The following is a 17617-nucleotide window of genomic DNA, read 5'->3' as shown; positions in this document are numbered from 1 at the left end:
CCATGTCTGTTTTGATTAACAAGAACACCAAGGTGATCGTGCAGGGCTTCACCGGCCAGCAGGGTACCTTCCACGCCACCCAGATGATCGAGTACGGCACCCAGGTCGTCGGCGGCGTCACCCCGGGCAAGGGCGGCACCACCCACATCGACCTGCCGGTGTTCAACACCGTGGCCGATGCCGTGCAGGCCACCGGCGCTGACGCGTCGGTCATCTACGTCCCGCCGCCGTTCGCTGCCGACGCCATCCTGGAAGCCGCTGCTGCCGGCATCAAGGTCATCGTCTGCATCACCGAGGGCATCCCGGTGCTGGACATGCTGCGCGTGGACAACGTGCTGAAGGGCTCGCACCCGGATACCGTGCTGATCGGGCCGAACTGCCCGGGCGTCATCACCCCGGGTGAGTGCAAGATCGGCATCATGCCGGGCCACATCCACAAGCCGGGCAAGATCGGCATCGTGTCGCGTTCGGGCACCCTGACCTATGAAGCGGTCAAGCAGACCACCGAAGTCGGCCTGGGCCAGTCCACCTGCATCGGCATCGGTGGTGACCCGATCAACGGCCTGAACTTCGTCGACTGCCTGAAGCTGTTCAACGAAGACCCGCAGACCGAAGGCATCATCATGGTTGGCGAAATCGGCGGCGACGCCGAAGAAGCCGGTGCGGAATACATCAAGGCCCACGTGAAGAAGCCGGTTGTTGGCTTCATCGCCGGCGCCTCGGCGCCGGCCGGCAAGCGCATGGGCCATGCCGGTGCGATCGCCTCGGGCGGCAAGGGCACTGCGGAAGGCAAGTTCGCCGCAATGGAAGCGGCTGGCGTCGTCACCGTGCGTTCGCCGGGCGACCTGGGCGCTGCCATCGCCAAGCTGGTCAAGTAAGCGCTGACCGCCGGTGATGTGTCGAGAAGGCCGCCCCTTGGGGCGGCCTTTTCTTTTGTGCCGAGCTTGAAGAGCTGCCCTCACCCCTACCCCTCTCCCGCCTGCGGGAGAGGGGTAGGGGTGAGGGCAGCTTTCCGAGCCTTACCCGCCCATATGCCTGATTTTCCCCGCCGTCCCCGCGCGGGACCTTCCTCCTTCCAATGGAAGGAGCGAAGGACATGCGAAAAGGTGCCAAGACCGGCTGCGCCAGGGCCTTGCGGCAACGGATGACCGACGCCGAGCAACGACTCTGGTACCACCTGCGTGCCGATCGCCTGGCCGGCTTCAAGTTCCGTCGCCAGCATCCCATCGGCCCCTACGTGGTCGACTTCGCCTGCCTGGCGCGGCGGCTGGTCATTGAACTGGATGGCGGACAGCATGCCGGTGATCCCAGCGATCCGGCACGTGAAGCCTTCCTGAGGGGGGCACGGCTACCGCGTGCTGCGGTTCTGGAATAATGAAGCCCTGAGCAACACCGCCGCGGTCTGCGAGAGCATCCTGCAGGCGTTGTCGATCGAACCAAGCCCCCGCAGGGTGCGGGGCCAAGCAGAAGGTTGTTGATATGTCCCAATCGCTACGCATCGCCCTGGCCCAGTTCGACTTCCCGGTCGGCGACGTGGCCGGCAATACCGGCCGCATCATCGAGCTGATGCACGAGGCGCGTGACGAATACGGCGCGGACGTGGTGTTGTTCCCCGAGTTGGCGGTCAGCGGCTATCCGCCGGAAGACCTGCTGCTGCGCCCCGGCTTCCTGGATGACTGCGAGCAGGCCATCGCCCGCATCGCCACCGAGGCGACCGGCGTCGTGGCGGTGGTCGGTTGGCCGCAGAGCGCCGGCGCAGTGGTCTACAACGCGGCCAGCGTGCTGCGCGACGGTGCCGTGGAGACCACCTACCGCAAGCGTGAGCTGCCCAACTACGCGGTGTTCGATGAGCGTCGCTACTTCGATGTCGATCCGGATGGCGGCAACTGCGTGGTGCAGGTCAACGGTGTGCAGGTCGGCCTGGTGATCTGCGAGGACCTGTGGTTCCCCGAGCCGCTGGCCGGCACGGTGGCCGCCGGTGCCCAGCTGGTGCTGGTGCCCAATGCCTCGCCGTACGAGCGCGGCAAGCATGCCCAGCGCGATGCGCTGCTGGCCGAGCGCTGCGCGGCATCGGGCGTGGGCATCGCCTACCTCAACACCATTGGTGGCCAGGACGCGGTGGTGTTCGACGGTGCCTCGGTGGTCGCCGACGGTGACGGCACGGTGCATCCGGCGGCGGTGGCGTTCGCCGAGGAAATGCTGGTGGTCGAGTACAACGTCCAGGCGCGCAGCTTCATGCCGTTGCGCTGGATCGACGACGGCGATGAAAGCATGGATGCGCTGGCGTGGCGGGCGGTGACGCGTGGCATCCAGGACTACTGCCGCAAGAATGGCTTCGGCAAGGTGTGGCTGGGCCTGTCCGGCGGCATCGACTCGGCGCTGGTGCTGGCGATGGCGGTGGACGCGCTGGGCGCGGACAACGTCACCGCGGTCAGCCTGCCGTCGCGCTACACGGCCGATCTGTCCAACGACCTGGCGGTGGAGCAGTGCCGTGCGCTGGGCGTGAAGCTGGAGACGGTGCCGATCGAGCCGGCATTCCAGGGGTTGATGCAGTCGCTGTCGGCGATGTTCGAAGGGCAGGCAGCCGATGTCACCGAGGAGAACCTGCAGTCGCGCAGCCGTGGCGTGATCCTGATGGCGCTGTCCAACAAGTTTGGGGGCCTGCTGCTGACCACCGGCAACAAGAGCGAGTACGCGGTGGGCTACGCCACCATCTACGGCGACATGTGCGGCGGCTACGCGCCGCTGAAGGACCTGTACAAGACCGAGGTCTACGGCCTGTCCAAGTGGCGCAACACCGTCGGCGGTGCGCCGGTGATCCCCCCGGCGGTCATCGCCCGCGCGCCCTCGGCCGAACTGCGCGAGAACCAGACCGACCAGGATTCGTTGCCGGCCTATGACGTGCTGGACGGCATCCTGTACCGCTACATCGACCAGGAGCAGTCGCGCCAGGACATCATCGCCGCCGGGTATGCGCCCGAGGTGGTGGAGCGGGTGCTCAGGCTGGTGCGCATCAGCGAATGGAAGCGGCACCAGGCCGCGCCGGGGCCGAAGGTGTCGCGACGTGCCTTTGGCCGTGAGCGGCGCTACCCGATCACCAACGGGTATCGCGGCTGAGGCAAGGTGTTGCACGAACAGCAAAGGGGCCGAAAGGCCCCTTTGCTGTTTCCGTGGAGACGGAAATGTCGATGCGTGTCGATGTGTGTCGACTTCGTGGGCGTTGGATGTCGCCCGCCGTGGGGCGTGCCGGTCGGTGCGATCTCGCGTCAAACCGTTGGCATCCTGGATTGGCACCCTAGGCCCACAAGAAAACATCAAGTCATCTCTCTCCTTTGCCACCGCCCCGCGCGGTGGCGAACTTTTTTTTTGCGTCATCTGAAGGTGCGCCTGGCCTGCCGGGGAGGCATGGCGAAGCGTGTCAGTGATGACGCGGGACGACGGGCCGTGTCGGGTGATGGCCCGTCGGCGCACTGCATGACACGAAGCTGGCACGGCACTGCCATCAATTGAAAAACAGCAGCGATATCGGATCGTTAATTTTCCGTCAGGCCGGTGCAATGACGCTGTCATGCACGGGCCGATCAAAACGGTTCTGAGCGATCAGGACGTGTCCTTCTTCATCTGGAACACGTAAATAATGAATATCAAGACAAACTCCGGTCTTCGCCGTGGTGCGCTGGTTGTCGCCATTGGCTTGTCCCTCAGCGGTACGGTCGCGGCGCAGGAGGCAGCCAGCAGTAGTACGAATGCGACCACCCTGGATCGCATCGAGATCACCGGCTCGCGCATCAAGCGTGCAGATGTGGAAGGTGCATTGCCGGTAACCGTGATCGGCCGCCAGGACATCGAGGTGAGCGGCAGGGCAACGGTGGCCGACATCCTGCAGAACTCCAGCTTCAACTCCTTCGGCTCCTTCGTGCCCAGTTCCGGCAGCTCCGCCCAGTCGTTCGCCGGCCTGAGCCTGCGCGGCCTGGGCGAAGGCCGCACGCTGATCCTGATCGATGGCCGGCGTGCCGCGGTGTCGCCGCTGACCGGTGAGGGCCAGGACTTGAGCTCGATCCCGGCCGCGGCAGTGGAGCGCATCGAGATCCTGACCGATGGCGCCTCGGCCATCTACGGTGCCGACGCGATCGGCGGCGTGGTCAATGTCATCACCCGCAAGAACTATGAAGGCTTCCAGGTCAGCGCCGGCGCGACCGACAACAAGTACGGTGGCGATGCATCCGAGGCCTCGGTGCTGTTCGGCGCGGCGGGTGAGCGTGGCTCGGTGATGGGCGGCATTTCCTACACCGACCAGAAGATCAGCTATGTATCCGACTACCCGTGGTCCGACACGGTCGCCGGTTCGTCGTACTCGAACAACTATCTCAACGTGCTGACCGATGCCAATGGCAACCGGGTTGCCGGCTCGAACCTCTATACCAACGGCAGCAGCGTGGTGCCGGGCGGCTGCTCGGGCACCAACTTCTACGAGAGCACCAGCAGCACCGGCCGCACCAGCTGCCTGTACAACTATGTCGGCGACATGGCCGACACCGCCAGCATCAAGAACAAGAACCTGTTCCTGCGCTCGGAGTACGCGCTCAGCGATGCCTGGACCATCAACGCCGACATCTACGTGAACCGCAAGAACAGCACCAGCGTCTACGCGCCGGTGCCCGAAAGCATCTTCGTCAGCGCCGACAGCCCGAACAACACCACCGGGCAGGATGCCTACATCAAGCACCGCTTTGCCGCCTTGGACAAACGCTATACCTACACCGACGAGAACAGCTACGACGTCAACCTGAGCCTGCACGGCCAGCTGACCGACAGCACCAGCGTCGACTTCGGCGTGCGCAGCAATGAGGCGCGCGCGACCGTGACCGGCTACAACTACGTCAACATCCCGGTGGCCGAGCAGTACTTCGAAAGCGGGCAATACAACGCCTTCGACCCGTACGCCAACTCCCAGGAGGTGCTCGATGCCATCAGCACCACGATCGGCCGCAACACCTTCTACAAGCAGAAGGAGTTCAACGCGCAGTTGACCACCGACCTGTTCACGCTGCCGGGCGGGGTTTCCTCGCTGGCGGTGGGCGGTGAGTACAGCAAGCATGACTATGCGGACATCTACGACCAGCAGTCGGCGGCCGGCAACGTGGGCGGTTCGTCCGGCAATTCGGCATGGGGCGAGCGCAACCTGACCTCGGGCTTCGCCGAGTGGAGCCTGCCGATCTTCGACAACTTCTCGGCAGACCTGGCCGTTCGCTACGACCACTACTCCGACTTCGGTGATTCCACCTCGCCGAAGCTGTCGCTGCGCTTCCAGCCGCTGCACAACCTGACCTTCCGCACCTCGTATGGCAAGGGTTTCCGCGCGCCGACGCTGCAGGCGCTGAACCAGCAGGATGCGTTCTCGGCCGACTCGGTGACCGACGAGGCCACGGCACTGGCCTATGGCCTGGCCGCGTCCAGTTCGATCCAGATCAATGGCTACCACGTGGCCAATCCGGACCTGAAGGCCGAGACCTCCAAGCAATTCAGCTTCGGCGTGGTGTACGACCCGTTCTCGTGGGCCAACATCACGCTGGATTACTGGAACACCGAGATCAAGAACCAGATCAAGTGGTACTCCGCGCAGACGGTGATCAACCGCACCGCCCTTGGCCAGTACCTGCCGGACAACCTGTCGGTCGTGCGCAACAGCGACGGTTCGATCCAGGCGGTGTATGCCGGCTATGGCAATGAAGGGTTGGTCAAGACCGACGGCATCGACCTGAACATCCGCACCCAGTTCGACCTGGACGACTGGGGCAGGCTGACCTCGACCCTGCAGGGTTCCTGGACCCACAGCTACAAGGTCGACAGCCGCTACGGCTCGGACGAGTACGTCGGCACCAGCGGTTACCCGGAGTGGCGTGCCAACCTCAACACCCGCTGGGAGCGCGGCGACTGGAGCGTGGCGTGGACCATGAACATGATCGGCTATGAGCCGGGCTACTACGTCGACTACTACGAAGGTGACTACAGCTGCTCGGAGTTGAAGAGCGAGGGCTACGTGAAGCGCTGCAGCGGCGCTTACATCACCCATGACCTGCAGCTCAACTACCAGGCCCCGTGGAATGCGACGATCTCGCTGGGTGCCCGCAACCTGACCAACAAGGCGCCGGTGTACGACGTGGCGTACTCGCCGACCAACTTCAACAACTATCTGTACAACGGCTACGGCCGCCAGCTGTACGTGCGTTACACGCAGAACTTCTGAGGTCGGCGCGACTGAGGGTGCAATGTGGGCGGTCCCGGTGACGGGGCCGCCTTTTTTGTCGACCGGAACATGCAGGGCGGTGCGTGGCCGAAGCCGTGTTCGCCCGTGCCGGAGCAGGGGGTGTTGCGGGACGGGCTGGGATTGCCTCCCCGCCTGCGCGTTGGGAAATGGGGGAATCGCCGGGGCTGCTACGGCTTGCGGCATGGAATCTGCCCAGGTCACGTACATCCCGGGCATCGCGTCATCCGGGCCTCGGCAGGGCAGGGGCGTCGTTGGCCCCCAACGGGAAAGGGGCCCGAAGGCCCCTTTCCGTATTCGCATGCGCTGGCTGCTTACTTGCGGCGGCTCATCGTCGCATTGCTCTGGCCGGTGGCCACCGACTTCTCGCCGGCGAACGGGTTGAGCTTGCGGATCATCCACGGGTACTTCGGCCAGTCGCCGGTCAGCCACGGGTGGTCGGGCTGGTTCAGCTCCAGCACGCGGCGGGCGTCGTCGGCCAGGGTCTTGTTGCCGATGTGGGTATAGGACTCGCCCAGCACCGCCACGGCGTCGTACTGGAAGGCGCTCTGCGGGTAGGTTTCCAGCAGGTAGTTGGCACGGCCGGCGGCCGAGACCCAAGCGCCGCGGCGGGCGTAGTACAGGGCATTGTCCAGCTCGTGCTGGGCGAACACGTCGCGCAGCTCGATCATGCGCTGGCGCGCATCGGCCGCATAGCGGCTGTTCGGGTAGCGCTCGGTGACGATGGTGAAGTCGGCGTAGGCCTGGCGCGGGGTGGACAGGTCACGGCGGCTCGGGTCCAGCGACCACACGCGGCGCAGGAACACCGTGTCGCGGTTGCCGTTGGCCAGGCCGCGCAGGTAGTACAGGTAGGCGATGTTGCGGTGGGTCGGGTAGGTGCGGATGAAGCGGTCGATGCTCGACACGGCGTCATCGTTCTTGCCGGCCTTGTACTGGGCATAGGCGCTTTCGATCATCGCCTGCTCGGTGTACGGGCCGTACGGGTACTGGGCGATCAGGCGCTTGAAGCTGGTTTCGGCGCCGGACCAGTTGCCGCCTTCCATCAGCTTGTGGCTCTTTTCGTAGAGCTGCTCGACAGGCGCGCCTTCATCGGCGTCCTTCTTCTTGTCGCCGCGGTGGCAGCCGGTGGCGACGAAAACCAGGACCAGCAGCAGGGCGGTGAGGCGGACGGGCGCGGACAGCAAAGAGCGTCGGATCATGGGTCAGGGCGGGACGCGGCAGGAATACGAGGTGTCGATGATAGCCTAGTGGCCTGTCCTGCGAATGACTGTTGCTGTCAGGACCCCCGATTTCGTCTTTCAGTTGGCCTTTGACATGTCCGAGAACACCTCCCCGACCCAGCGCCAGGCGCTGGTGCCCGATACCGCCGCCGGCCGCCGCTTCGACGCCGTGGTGGCCGAGCTTTTCCCCGAATTCTCCCGTTCCCGCCTGACCGAGTGGATCAAGACCGGTGCGGTGCTGATGGACGGGGAGCCGGCCCGGCCCCGCGACCCGGTCCGGGGCGGGGAGTCGGTTTCCCTGAATGCGGTGCTCGACACCGAGGTCAACGCGCAGCCGGAGGACATCCCGCTGTCGATCCTGTACGAGGACGAGCATGTCTACGTGATCGACAAGCCGGCCGGGCTGGTGGTCCACCCGGGCGCCGGCAACCCGACCGGCACCCTGGTCAACGCGCTGCTGTTCCGCGACCCGGAGATCGCCAAGGTGCCGCGTGCCGGCGTGGTCCACCGCCTGGACAAGGACACCAGCGGCATCATGATGGTGGCCCGTACCGTGCAGGCGCAGACCGCGCTGGTGGAACAGCTGTCCGCCCGCGAGGTCCACCGCCAGTACCTGGCCGTGGTGGTCGGGGCGCTGGTCGCCGGCGGCACCGTGGACGCGGCGATCGACCGCCACCCGCGCGACCGCCTGCGCATGGGCGTGCGCGAGGATGGCAAGGACGCGGTCACCCATTACCGCCTGCGCGAGCGCTTCCGGGCCCATACCGCGCTGGAGTGCCGCCTGGAGACCGGCCGCACCCACCAGATCCGCGTGCACATGGCGCACATCAAGCACGCCATCGTCGGTGACCCGCTGTACGGCGGGTCGCTGAAGCTGCCCAAGGGCGCCAGCGACGAACTGGTCGCCCAGCTGCGCGGCTTCAAGCGCCAGGCCCTGCACGCCGAAACGCTGGAGTTCCAGCACCCGATCACCGGCGAGACGATCAGCAACACCGCCCCGGTGCCGGCGGACCTGCTGGCGCTGATGAAGGCGCTGCGCGAGGACTCCAAGGCCTTCGCCGAACGCGAGCGGGACCGCTGGTGATGAACGACGCGCTGCCTGCCCTGGCCGCCGACTGGCCGGCCCCGGCCGGGGTGCATGCCTTTACCACCCGGCGCCACGGCGCGGGGGGCTCGCAGCCGCCGTTCGACCACTTCAACCTGGGCAACCGCAGCGCCGCCGAGGGCGACGACCCGGCCCAGGTGCAGCGCAACCGTGACCAGTTGCAGCAACTGGCGGGTCTGCCCTCGGCGCCGCACTGGCTGCGCCAGGTGCACGGCACCGGCGTGCTGCGTTTCCAGGCGCCGCCGCAGGCACAGGGCATTGATGCCGAACCGGTGGCCGATGCCGCGGTGACCTCGGTCCCCGGCGTGGTGCTGGCGATCCTGACCGCGGACTGCCTGCCGGTGGTGTTCACCGCGCGGGCCGGGGGCGAGGTGGCCGCCGCCCATGCGGGGTGGCGCGGGTTGGCCGACGGCATGCTGGAGAACACCCTGGCGGCGATGCGGACCCCGGCCAGCGCGGTCATCGCCTGGTTGGGGCCGGCCGCCGGGCCGGCCCATTACGAGATCGGGGCGGATGTGCGCGAGGCCTTCCTCGCCCATTCGGCCGCGGCCGAAGCGGCGTTCACGCCGACCCGTCCCGGGCATTGGCGGGTGGACCTGTACGCACTGGCGCGCCAGCGGCTGCAGGCCGCGGGCATGGACCCGGCCGATATCCATGGCGGTGACCAGTGCACCATCGCCGACCCGCAACGCTGGTTCTCGCACCGGCGCGACCGCCGCAGCGGCCGCATCGCCACCCTGGTGTGGATGGACCCATGAGCACGCCGCTGTTCGAGCAGGTGCTTGGCCCTGGGTTCGGACAGCTGCCCCCGCAGGTACGCGCGCTGCATTCGGTGCGCGGCCGGCAACGCTGGAGCGGGCAAGGCGAGGTGCTGCGCGGCACCCATTGGCTGGTGGCGCCCTGCGCCTGGCTGGCGCGCCTTCCGCCCAGTGCCAGCGTGCCGGTCAGCGTGGAGTTCGTGGTGGATGCGGCCGGGGAACGCTGGAACCGGCGGTTCGGGCCCGCCCGGATGGAATCGCGCCTGTGGCAACAGGCTGGGGGGCTGTTCGAGCAGCTGGGGGCGGTGCGGTTCCGCTTCGGCCTGCGCGAGGAGGAGGGCCAGATCCTGTGGCGGGCCGAGCGCGCCTGGGCGTTTGGCCTGTTGCCCCTGCCCACCCGCTGGTTCGGCCAGGTGTATTGCCGTGAACGCGAGCGGCACGGGCGTTATGAGTTCCTGGTGGATGTCTCGATGCCGCTGATCGGGCGGTTGATCCGCTACGAAGGCTGGTTGCTGCCGGAGGACGGGGTGGCATGAGCGGCGATGCGCCGGTGATCGTGTTCGACGGGGTGTGCGCGCTGTGCAGCCGCTGGGTGCGCTTCCTGCTGCGCTTCGACCGTCGGGGGCGATACCGCTTCGCGGCGATGCAGGGGGTGCAGGGCCGTGCGCTGTTGCTGGCGCACGGGCTGGACCCGGATGACCCGCTGTCGTTCCTGCTGGTGGAGGACGGCATGGCCTACACGGATACCGATGCGATCGTGCGCGTGGTCAGCGGCCTTGGCGGCGTGTGGAAGCTCGCGGGGATCGCGCGCTGGCTGCCCGGATCCTTGCGGGACCGTGCCTACCGGTGGTTGGCGCGCAACCGCTACCGCTGGTTCGGGCGGCATGACAGCTGTTACCTGCCGACGCCGCAGCAGCGGGCGCGGTTCCTGGATTGAGGCCGGGGATGCGGTGGCTGATGCCAGCGCTTTGCCCTCACTGCCCCTCACCCCAACCCCTCTCCCGCATGCGGGAGAGGGGTTGGAGTGAAGGCGGTGTTTCCAGTGCCTGCAGGTAGTCGCGGCGCCAGCGATTGATGTCGTACTCACGCAGGTGCTGCATCATCAGCTGCCAACGCTCGATGCGTTCGGCCAATGGCATGTTGGCGGCTGCGGCGATCGCATCGGCCACGCCGTCCAGGTCATGCGGGTTGACCAGCAGTGCCTGCTTGAGCTCGTCCGCCGCGCCCGCCAGCAGTGACAGCACCAGCACGCCGGGATTCTCCGGGTCCTGCGATGCCACGTACTCCTTGGCCACCAGGTTCATGCCGTCGCGCAGGGGGGTCACCAATCCCACCGCGGCCTCGCGATAGAAGCCGGTCAGCGTGCTGTGCGCGTAGTTCTGGTTGACGTAGCGCAGCGGGGTCCAGTCGGCTTCGGCGTGGCTGCCATTGATGTGGCCGGCCAGGCGCTCCAGGTCGGTGCGCAGCTTGCGGTACTCGGTGACGCTGCCGCGCGAGACCGGTGCGATCTGCAGGAAAGTCATCGAGCCTTTCTGCTGCGGGTAGCGGTCCAGGTAGTGCTCGAAGCCATGGAAGCGCTCGGGCAACCCCTTGGAGTAGTCCAGGCGGTCTACGCCGATGGCCAGCTTGCGGAACTGCAGGCTGCGGCGCAGGGCGCGCACCGCGTTGTTGCGGGTGGCGCCGTGCGCCTGTCGCGCGATATGGGCGGTATCGATGCCGATCGGGAATGCCGAGGTGCGGATGCGCCGCCCGTCCGGCGCCTGGATCCACTCGCTGTCCACCAGCGTGCCGCCGCCGAACAGGCGCGCATAGGACTGGAAGCGGTCGACGTCGCGGCGGGTCTGGAAGCCCAGCAGGTCGTAGGCGTACAGCGTGGAGAACAGGTTGCGGTGGTCGGGCAGGGCCTGGATCAGGTCCGCCGAGGGCACCGGCACGTGCAGGAAGAAGCCGATGCGGCAACCGATGCCGCGTTCGCGCAGCATCGCCGCCAACGGGATCAGGTGGTAGTCATGGATCCACACGGTGTCGTCCTCGCGCAGCAGTGGCGCGAGTTTGTCGGCGAACAAGGCGTTGACCTTCCAGTAGCCTTCGCGCTTGCGGCGGTCGTAGTCCACCAGGTCCAGGCGGAAGTGCAGCAGCGGCCACAGGGCGCGGTTGGAGAAGCCGTTGTAGTAGTTGTCCAGGTCGGGTCTGGACAGGTCCATCGTCACGAAGCGGATGTTGCCCTCGCTTTGCTCGCGCAGGGTGCCGCTGTCCTCGTTGACGCTGCGCCCGCTCCAGCCGAACCACATGCCGCCGCGTTCCTTCAACGCGGCCAGCAGGCCGACGGCCAGCCCGCCGGCACGGGATTCGCCGGGCATCGCCACCCGGTTGGACACCACCACCAGGCGGCTCACGACGCGTCCTGCCACGGTCGCGACAGGCGCATGGCGGCGGTGATCAGGCCAACGTGCGAATACGTCTGCGGGAAGTTGCCCCATTGCTCGCCGTCGTCGAAGGCCAGGTCCTCGGACAGCAGGCCGACGTGGTTGCGGCGCGCCAGCACGCTTTCGAACAGGTCGCGCGCCTCGGCCACGCGGCCGATCGCGGCCAGTGCGTCGATGTACCAGAACGTGCAGATGGTGAAACTGGTCTCCGGTGCACCGAAGTCATCCGGGGCGATGTAGCGGTACAGCGCGTTGCCATGGCGCAGCTCGCGGCCGATGGCCTCGACGGTGGCGACGTAGCGCGGGTCCAGGGCATCGATGAAGCCGATGTCGGCCAACAGCAGCAGCGAGGCATCCAGGTGCTGGCCGTCCCAGGCATCGGTGAAATGCCCAAGGCGCGCGTTCCAGCCACGTTCGATGACGCGCTGGTGGATCGCATCGGCCCGCTGGCGCCAGAGCAGGGCGCGTTCGGGCAACTGCACGCGCGAGGCGATCTTGGCCAGGCGGTCGCAGGCGGCCCAGCACATCGCCGAGGTGTAGGTGTGCACCGAGGTCCTGCCACGGAACTCCCACAGCCCGGCGTCGGGGACGTCGTGCAGGGCATAAGCGCGCTCGCCGAGCGGTTCCAGGCGGGCAAAGGTGTCCGCATCGCCGGGGGCTTCCAGGCGCTGGTCGAAGAACAGCTGGGTGGAGGCCAGGACCACCGAGCCATACACGTCGTGCTGTTTCTGCACCCAGGCCAGGTTGCCGCGGCGCACCGGCCCCATGCCGCGGTAGCCGGCCAGCGAGGGCACCTCGCTCTCGTCGAGCTTCTCTTCCATGCCGATGCCGTACAACGGCTGCAGGCTGCCGTCGCTGGTGGCCAGGTTGAAGATGTAGTGCAGGAAGCCCTCCATCGTGCGGGTGGCACCCAGCCGGTTGAGCGCGCGCACCACGAAGGCGGCATCGCGCAGCCAGCAGTAGCGGTAGTCCCAGTTGCGCGCGCTGCCGGGCGCCTCCGGGATCGAGGTGGTCATGGCCGCGATGATCGCGCCGCTGTCCTCGTACTGGCACAGTTTCAGGGTGATGGCGCTGCGGATCACCGCGTCCTGCCATTCCAGCGGGACGGAGAGGTAGCGCACCCATTCACGCCAGTACTCGGCCGTGCGCTGGAAGGCATCCTGCGCGTAACCGGCCAGGCTGCGCTGCAGGGTTTCATCTACGCCCAGCACCAGGTCCACCGGCTGGGTCAGCGCGAACGCGGTGCCTTCGCGGATGAAGCGCACCGGCACATCGGTGGTCAGGCGCAGGGTGAAGCCGGGCAACAGCCAGCGCAGGTGGTTGCTGCCCCAGGTGGATTCGGGCGTGCGTGCGCCCCAATCGGCCAAGGGACGCGCCCGGATGCGGATGCGCGGGCTGCCGGACAGCGGGCGGATGCGCCGGATCACGCTGGGGGGGCGGTACAGGCGACCATGGCGTTTCCAGCGTGGCGCGAAGTCGATCACCTCGATCGCCCCTCCCAGGGTGTCGCGCAACACCGTGCGCAGGATGGCGGTGTTGGTGAAGTAGTGTTGTTCGCTGTCGGCGAAGTCTTCCAGCTCCACCGCGAAGTCGCCGCCGTCATGGTCGCGCGGGCTGAGCAGCGCACAGAACGCGGGGTCGCCATCGAAGGCGGGCAGGCAGCTCCAGACGATGCGCGCCCGCTTGTCGATCAGCGCGCCAAAACTTCCGTTGCCAATGACGGCCAGGTCCAGATCGGCCCGTTGCATGACTTGCTCCTGTTGTGGATGGCGCCCAGGCGCCATGGGGGCCGCAGGATCTACGGCAGGGCGCCGCGCAACCACTCGTGCACGGCGGCGACGTCGGCCAGCCCGTAGCGTGCGTGGCTGGCGGTGCGGTTGCCGACCAGCACGCCATGCCCGCCTTGGCGCATGGCGGCGGCGAAGCCGGCTTCGTCGGTGAGATCGTCGCCGACGAAGATCGGGCGACGTCCTTCGAACGTCGGGGTGCGCATCAACGCGAGCACCGCTCCACCCTTGTCGTGGTCGGCGCTGACGAACTCGATGACCTGGTTGCCAGGCTGCAGGCGGACGCCTGGCAGCTGCGCCACCTGCGCCTGGGCAAAGGCGACGATGGCGCCGGCAGCCTGTGGCGCGGTACGCCAATGCAGGGCCAGCGCGCTGCCCTTGTGTTCGACCAGCATGCCGGGGTGTTGATGGGCCAGCCGCATCGCCTGCTGGTGCAGGGCATGCAGCCATTGCGCGGTGTCGCCGCCGACAACTTCGGCATCGGCGGTGGAGCGCAGCTGTGTGCCGTGCAGGCCGGCGGCGGGCAGGCGCAACGGGGACAGCAGCTGGTCCAGCTGTGCGATGGGGCGGCCGCTGACCAGTGCCACCGCGCCGTGCAGGCGTTGTGCGTTCACGGCGAGCAGGTGCGGGAGGTCGTCGGCGGGCACCACCTTTTCAGGATGGTCGGCAAAGGCGACCAGGGTGCCGTCGACATCGAGGAACAGCGCGTCGTTGTCCGTCAGCGCCGGTGGGGCCGGTCGCTGGAGTTCTTCGAGCATGCGGCCACTATGCCGCAACGGATGTTAGGGGGAGGTAATCAGGTGTGCAGCCCGAGGGGCTGGAATTTCACCCCAACCTGCCAAAGGTGCCCCGGCCCGACGATCAGGCAGCGCACACCGCACGGCCGGACGCAGGCGGGGACGCAATCCCCGCCTGCGTTCGTGGGTCAGAACGTGTACCGCACGCGGCCGTAGTAGTACGCGCCATTGCTGCCGATCGGCGAGAGCACGTCGTAGGGCAGGTTGCCGAAGTAGTAGATGTCCTGGTTGGACTTGTCCGGGTAGTTGTCGGTCAGGTTCTGCCCGCCGATGGCCACGCTCCACTTCGGGGTGATGCGGTATTCCACTTCCGCATCCAGCTGCCATTCGGCGCGATAGGTCTGCGTCGGCTCGTAGCCGCCCCCGAAGTCGAACACGCGCGTGGCGCTGCCGTGCCGGCTCACGCGGCTGCTCAGCGACCAGCGGTCATTGGCCCAGCTGCCGGCCAGCTGCGCGCGGGTGCGCGGGGCGGCGTCGGTCAGCGTGTTGCTTTCCTCCACGCCGAACAGCACGTAGTCCGGGTCCAGCGCGAGCAGCTGCGACGGCGTGGCCACCACGTTCTTCAGCTCGGTCTTGGCGTAGCTCCAGGTGCCGGTCAGCAGCAGCTCGCCATCGCCCAGCGATTGCCGCCAGTTGGCGACGAACTCGGCGCCGCGCGTGCGGGTGTCGGCGGCATTGACGAAGTAATGCGCGCTTTCCAGTCCGTTGATGCCGAACTGCTGCTGCACGAAGGTGGTCAACGCGTCACCGGTGATGCTCTCCGACAGCGCGATGCGGTCGTCGATGTCGATCTGGAACAGGTCCAGCGACAGGTCGAAGTGGCTGCCGATCTGGCTGGTGAAGCCCAGGCTGTAGTTGATCGACTTCTCCGGCTTCAGGTCGGTGGCGCCGAGCGCGCGGGCGATCGGGTTGTTGACCGACAGCAGGCGGCCCTGCACCAGCTGGCCGCCGGCGGTGTAACCGGTGGAGGTGGACTCGTAGCCGATCTGGCTCAGCGACGGCGCGTGGAAGTTGTTGGAGATGGCACCGCGCAGCGCGAACGCCGGGGCGAACGCGTAACGCGCACCGAGCTTGCCGGTCAGTTCGCCGCCGAAGTCCTGGTAGTGCTCGTAGCGGGCGGCGATGTCGGTGGAGAACTTCTCGCCGAAGGTGGAGGACAGGCTGGTGTAGGCGCTGAACACGTCGCGCGACAGGTTGGCTTCGTCCTGCGGGGTCAGCCCGCCGCCGGCCTGCGAGCCGGTGGGGCGGTCGGTGTACGGGCCGGCCGCATAGCTGGCCGGGTCGCCGGCGCCGGTCTCGTAGCGCTCGTGGCGGCCTTCGATGCCGAAGCCGAGGCTGTGGCTGTCGTTCTCGCGCACGAAGATGCGGCCTAGGTCCAGGTTGGCCACGGTCTGCCCGAAGCTGAAGTCGCCGGTCTTGAAGCGGGTCGGGCTGGTCGGGCCGAGCGAGGCGTTGAGCGAATCGCGCAGGCGGTAGGTGAACTCGTTGCGGCCGTGGTCCAGGCTGGCGTCGTAGTTCCACTCGCCCCATTGGCCACGGGCGCCACCGACCAGCTGCACGTCCAGGTTCTCGCCTTCGGAGACCGGGCGGTAGCCGTTCGGGTAGAGCGCCTTCCAGTTGGCCTCGCCGTCCGGATAGCGGAAGTAGTTGGCGCCTTCGGTATCGCGCTGGTTGTAGGTGCCGAAGGCATAGGCCTTGGAGGTCTCGCCGAACGGGATCTCGGTATTGAACCAGGCGTTGATGTCCTTGCTGGCGCCGTCGCCCAGCGCGTAGTTGCGCTTGCCGACCAGGGCCAGGTTGTCCGGGGTCTGTGCTTCCCACGGCGGGATCTGGTCGAAGCCGGCGCGGTTGGTGGCTTCGCGGTTCTTGTACTCCAGGCCCACGCGCAGAAAGCCACCGTCATCGGTCAGTGCGGTGCCGACCTTGGCGCTGATGAAGCTGGCCTGGCCGTCGGTCAGGGTGCGGTTGATCGGCTTGAGGTCGGTGTGGTGCGCACCGAATCTGGCTTCGATGGCGCCGCCTTCCGGAGCGTCGTCCAGGATCACGTTGATCACACCGGCCACCGCGTCCGAGCCGTACAGCGCGCCGGCGCCGTCACGCAGCACCTCGATGCGCTTGATCGCGCTGACCGGGATCGCGTTGAAATCCACCGGGGTGGTGCCCTTGCCGATCTTGCTGTCGGTGTTGACCAGCGCCGAGTTGTGGCGGCGCTTGCCGTTGACCAGCACCAGCACCTGGTCCGGCGACAAGCCGCGCAACTGCGCGGCGCGCACGTGGTCGGCACCGCCGGAGTTGGACTGGCGCGGGAAGTTGAACGACGGCAGCAGCGCCTGCAGTGCGCTGCCCAGCTCGCCATTGACCACGCCGGCCTTGCGGATGTCCTCGGCGCTGAGCACGTCCACCGGCGAGGTGGATTCGAGCACGGTGCGGTCCACCGCGCGGGTACCGGTGACGATCACCGTGTCCAGGGTGGTGGCGCTGTTCGGCGCGGCTTCCTGGGCAAAGGCGGGGGAAGACAGCGCCAGCGCGATGGCCAGGCCGAGCGGGGCCGAGGTGGGGCGGGACATGGAAACTCCGGGCAGAACGAAGGGGGAGAGGTTTTGTACTTACATCCATCCGGATGAAGCGATATATTATCTTGGCGTTAACGCGCGGCCGGTTGCAAGCCCTGGATGCCATGAGCTGATGACCGTCCGTGATATCCCCTGCGGTGCGATGGATGCCACCGTGTTGCCCTGTCCGGAGGTTTTCCATGAAGTTGCACGCCGTTGTTCTCCCCCTGTTGCTGGGCCTTGCCACCAGCGCCATCGCCGCACCGCCGGTCACCGAGCCGGCCACCGCCGCGCTGCATGGCGATGCACAGCGCCCGGCCGAGGCCGGCGGTTGGCTACGCAGCGAGCTGTATTTCGGGGTGGGCGAGGAAACCGGCCCGTCCCGGCGGGAGCAGACCGACGTGATCAGCCAGGCACAATGGCGCGCGTTCCTGGACAAGGAAGTGACGCCGCGATTCCCCGATGGCCTGACCGTGTTCGACGCCTATGGCCAGTGGCTGTTCCGCGGGGCGGCGGAGCCGAACCGGCTGAGCACCAAGGTGCTGGTGATCCTGCACGAGGACACCCCGCAGCGGCGCAACGACATCGAGGCCATCCGCCTGGCGTGGAAGCAGGCCACCCACCACCAGTCGGTGCTGTGGGCACGGCAGCCGGTCGAGGTGTCGTTCTGATCGGTGCCGGATCGGCTAGCCTGCGCGCTGGTCCGC

At 67.3% G+C, this 17617-nt stretch carries 13 protein-coding genes and 1 pseudogene; 9 read left to right on the top strand and 5 right to left on the bottom strand.

Going from position 1 to position 17617, the window contains the following annotated elements:
- Positions 1-2: 2 nt before the first annotated feature.
- From sucD to IB227_RS11050, 4 genes and pseudogenes are all read left to right on the top strand, one after another.
- The gene (gene sucD / locus IB227_RS11065) at positions 3-878 is read left to right on the top strand and encodes a succinate--CoA ligase subunit alpha (RefSeq protein WP_132865374.1); all 876 of its coding nucleotides are present in this window, start codon (positions 3-5) and stop codon (positions 876-878) included.
- A 218-nt stretch (positions 879-1096) separates the two neighbouring features.
- A pseudogene (locus IB227_RS11060) lies at positions 1097-1478 on the top strand (endonuclease domain-containing protein).
- A gap of 1 nt (position 1479) precedes the next feature.
- Positions 1480-3117, top strand: coding sequence for an NAD+ synthase (locus tag IB227_RS11055; protein ID WP_192287454.1), 1638 nt, complete (start codon positions 1480-1482; stop codon positions 3115-3117).
- A 520-nt stretch (positions 3118-3637) separates the two neighbouring features.
- Positions 3638-6247, top strand: coding sequence for a TonB-dependent receptor (locus IB227_RS11050; protein WP_192287453.1), 2610 nt, complete (start codon positions 3638-3640; stop codon positions 6245-6247).
- A 332-nt stretch (positions 6248-6579) separates the two neighbouring features.
- Here the strand turns inward: IB227_RS11050 and IB227_RS11045 are convergent, their stop codons facing one another.
- Positions 6580-7464: an outer membrane protein assembly factor BamD gene (locus tag IB227_RS11045; RefSeq protein ID WP_132865370.1), complete on the bottom strand. Its 885-nt coding sequence runs from the start codon at positions 7462-7464 to the stop codon at positions 6580-6582.
- A 103-nt stretch (positions 7465-7567) separates the two neighbouring features.
- Here IB227_RS11045 and rluD point away from each other — a divergent pair, with 103 nt between their 5' ends.
- Genes rluD through IB227_RS11025 form a run of 4 tightly spaced genes read left to right on the top strand, consistent with a single transcriptional unit; the run spans position 7568 to position 10285 of the window.
- A complete protein-coding gene (rluD, locus tag IB227_RS11040; protein ID WP_192287917.1) occupies positions 7568-8569 on the top strand; it encodes a 23S rRNA pseudouridine(1911/1915/1917) synthase RluD in 1002 nt (333 codons plus the stop codon).
- Entirely contained in the window at positions 8569-9348 is a 780-nt protein-coding gene (pgeF, locus tag IB227_RS11035; RefSeq protein WP_192287452.1) for a peptidoglycan editing factor PgeF, read from the top strand. The genes rluD and pgeF overlap by 1 nt, the downstream gene beginning before the upstream one ends.
- Positions 9345-9884: a DUF4166 domain-containing protein gene (locus tag IB227_RS11030; protein ID WP_192287451.1), complete on the top strand. Its 540-nt coding sequence runs from the start codon at positions 9345-9347 to the stop codon at positions 9882-9884. Before pgeF ends, IB227_RS11030 begins: the two co-directional genes overlap by 4 nt.
- Complete coding sequence (locus IB227_RS11025; RefSeq protein WP_192287450.1) at positions 9881-10285, top strand: thiol-disulfide oxidoreductase DCC family protein; 405 nt, start codon at positions 9881-9883, stop codon at positions 10283-10285. Before IB227_RS11030 ends, IB227_RS11025 begins: the two co-directional genes overlap by 4 nt.
- Before the next feature lie 37 nt (positions 10286-10322).
- Here the strand turns inward: IB227_RS11025 and otsA are convergent, their stop codons facing one another.
- From otsA to IB227_RS11005, 4 genes are all read right to left on the bottom strand, one after another.
- A complete protein-coding gene (gene otsA, locus IB227_RS11020) occupies positions 10323-11744 on the bottom strand; it encodes an alpha,alpha-trehalose-phosphate synthase (UDP-forming) (RefSeq protein WP_192287449.1) in 1422 nt (473 codons plus the stop codon).
- Entirely contained in the window at positions 11741-13522 is a 1782-nt protein-coding gene (locus IB227_RS11015; RefSeq protein WP_192287448.1) for a glycoside hydrolase family 15 protein, read from the bottom strand. Before IB227_RS11015 ends, otsA begins: the two co-directional genes overlap by 4 nt.
- Positions 13523-13572: 50 nt before the next feature.
- Positions 13573-14319: a trehalose-phosphatase gene (gene otsB / locus IB227_RS11010; protein ID WP_132865363.1), complete on the bottom strand. Its 747-nt coding sequence runs from the start codon at positions 14317-14319 to the stop codon at positions 13573-13575.
- 167 nt (positions 14320-14486) lie between these two features.
- On the bottom strand, positions 14487-16925 hold the full coding sequence (locus IB227_RS11005; RefSeq protein ID WP_192287447.1) for a TonB-dependent receptor: 2439 nt from the start codon (positions 16923-16925) through the stop codon (positions 14487-14489).
- Between the two features lie 185 nt (positions 16926-17110).
- Between IB227_RS11005 and IB227_RS11000 the strand changes: the two genes are divergently transcribed.
- Positions 17111-17581 (top strand): DUF3574 domain-containing protein, encoded by a 471-nt coding sequence (locus tag IB227_RS11000; protein WP_192287446.1) that lies wholly within the window; start codon positions 17111-17113, stop codon positions 17579-17581.
- Positions 17582-17617 lie beyond the last annotated feature (36 nt).

The sequence above is a fragment of the Stenotrophomonas sp. STM01 genome, from assembly GCF_014852135.1.
Lineage (GTDB): Bacteria > Pseudomonadota > Gammaproteobacteria > Xanthomonadales > Xanthomonadaceae > Stenotrophomonas > Stenotrophomonas capsici.
Note: the sequence above shows the minus strand (reverse complement) of the source record. Positions and strands in the feature narration are given on the sequence as shown.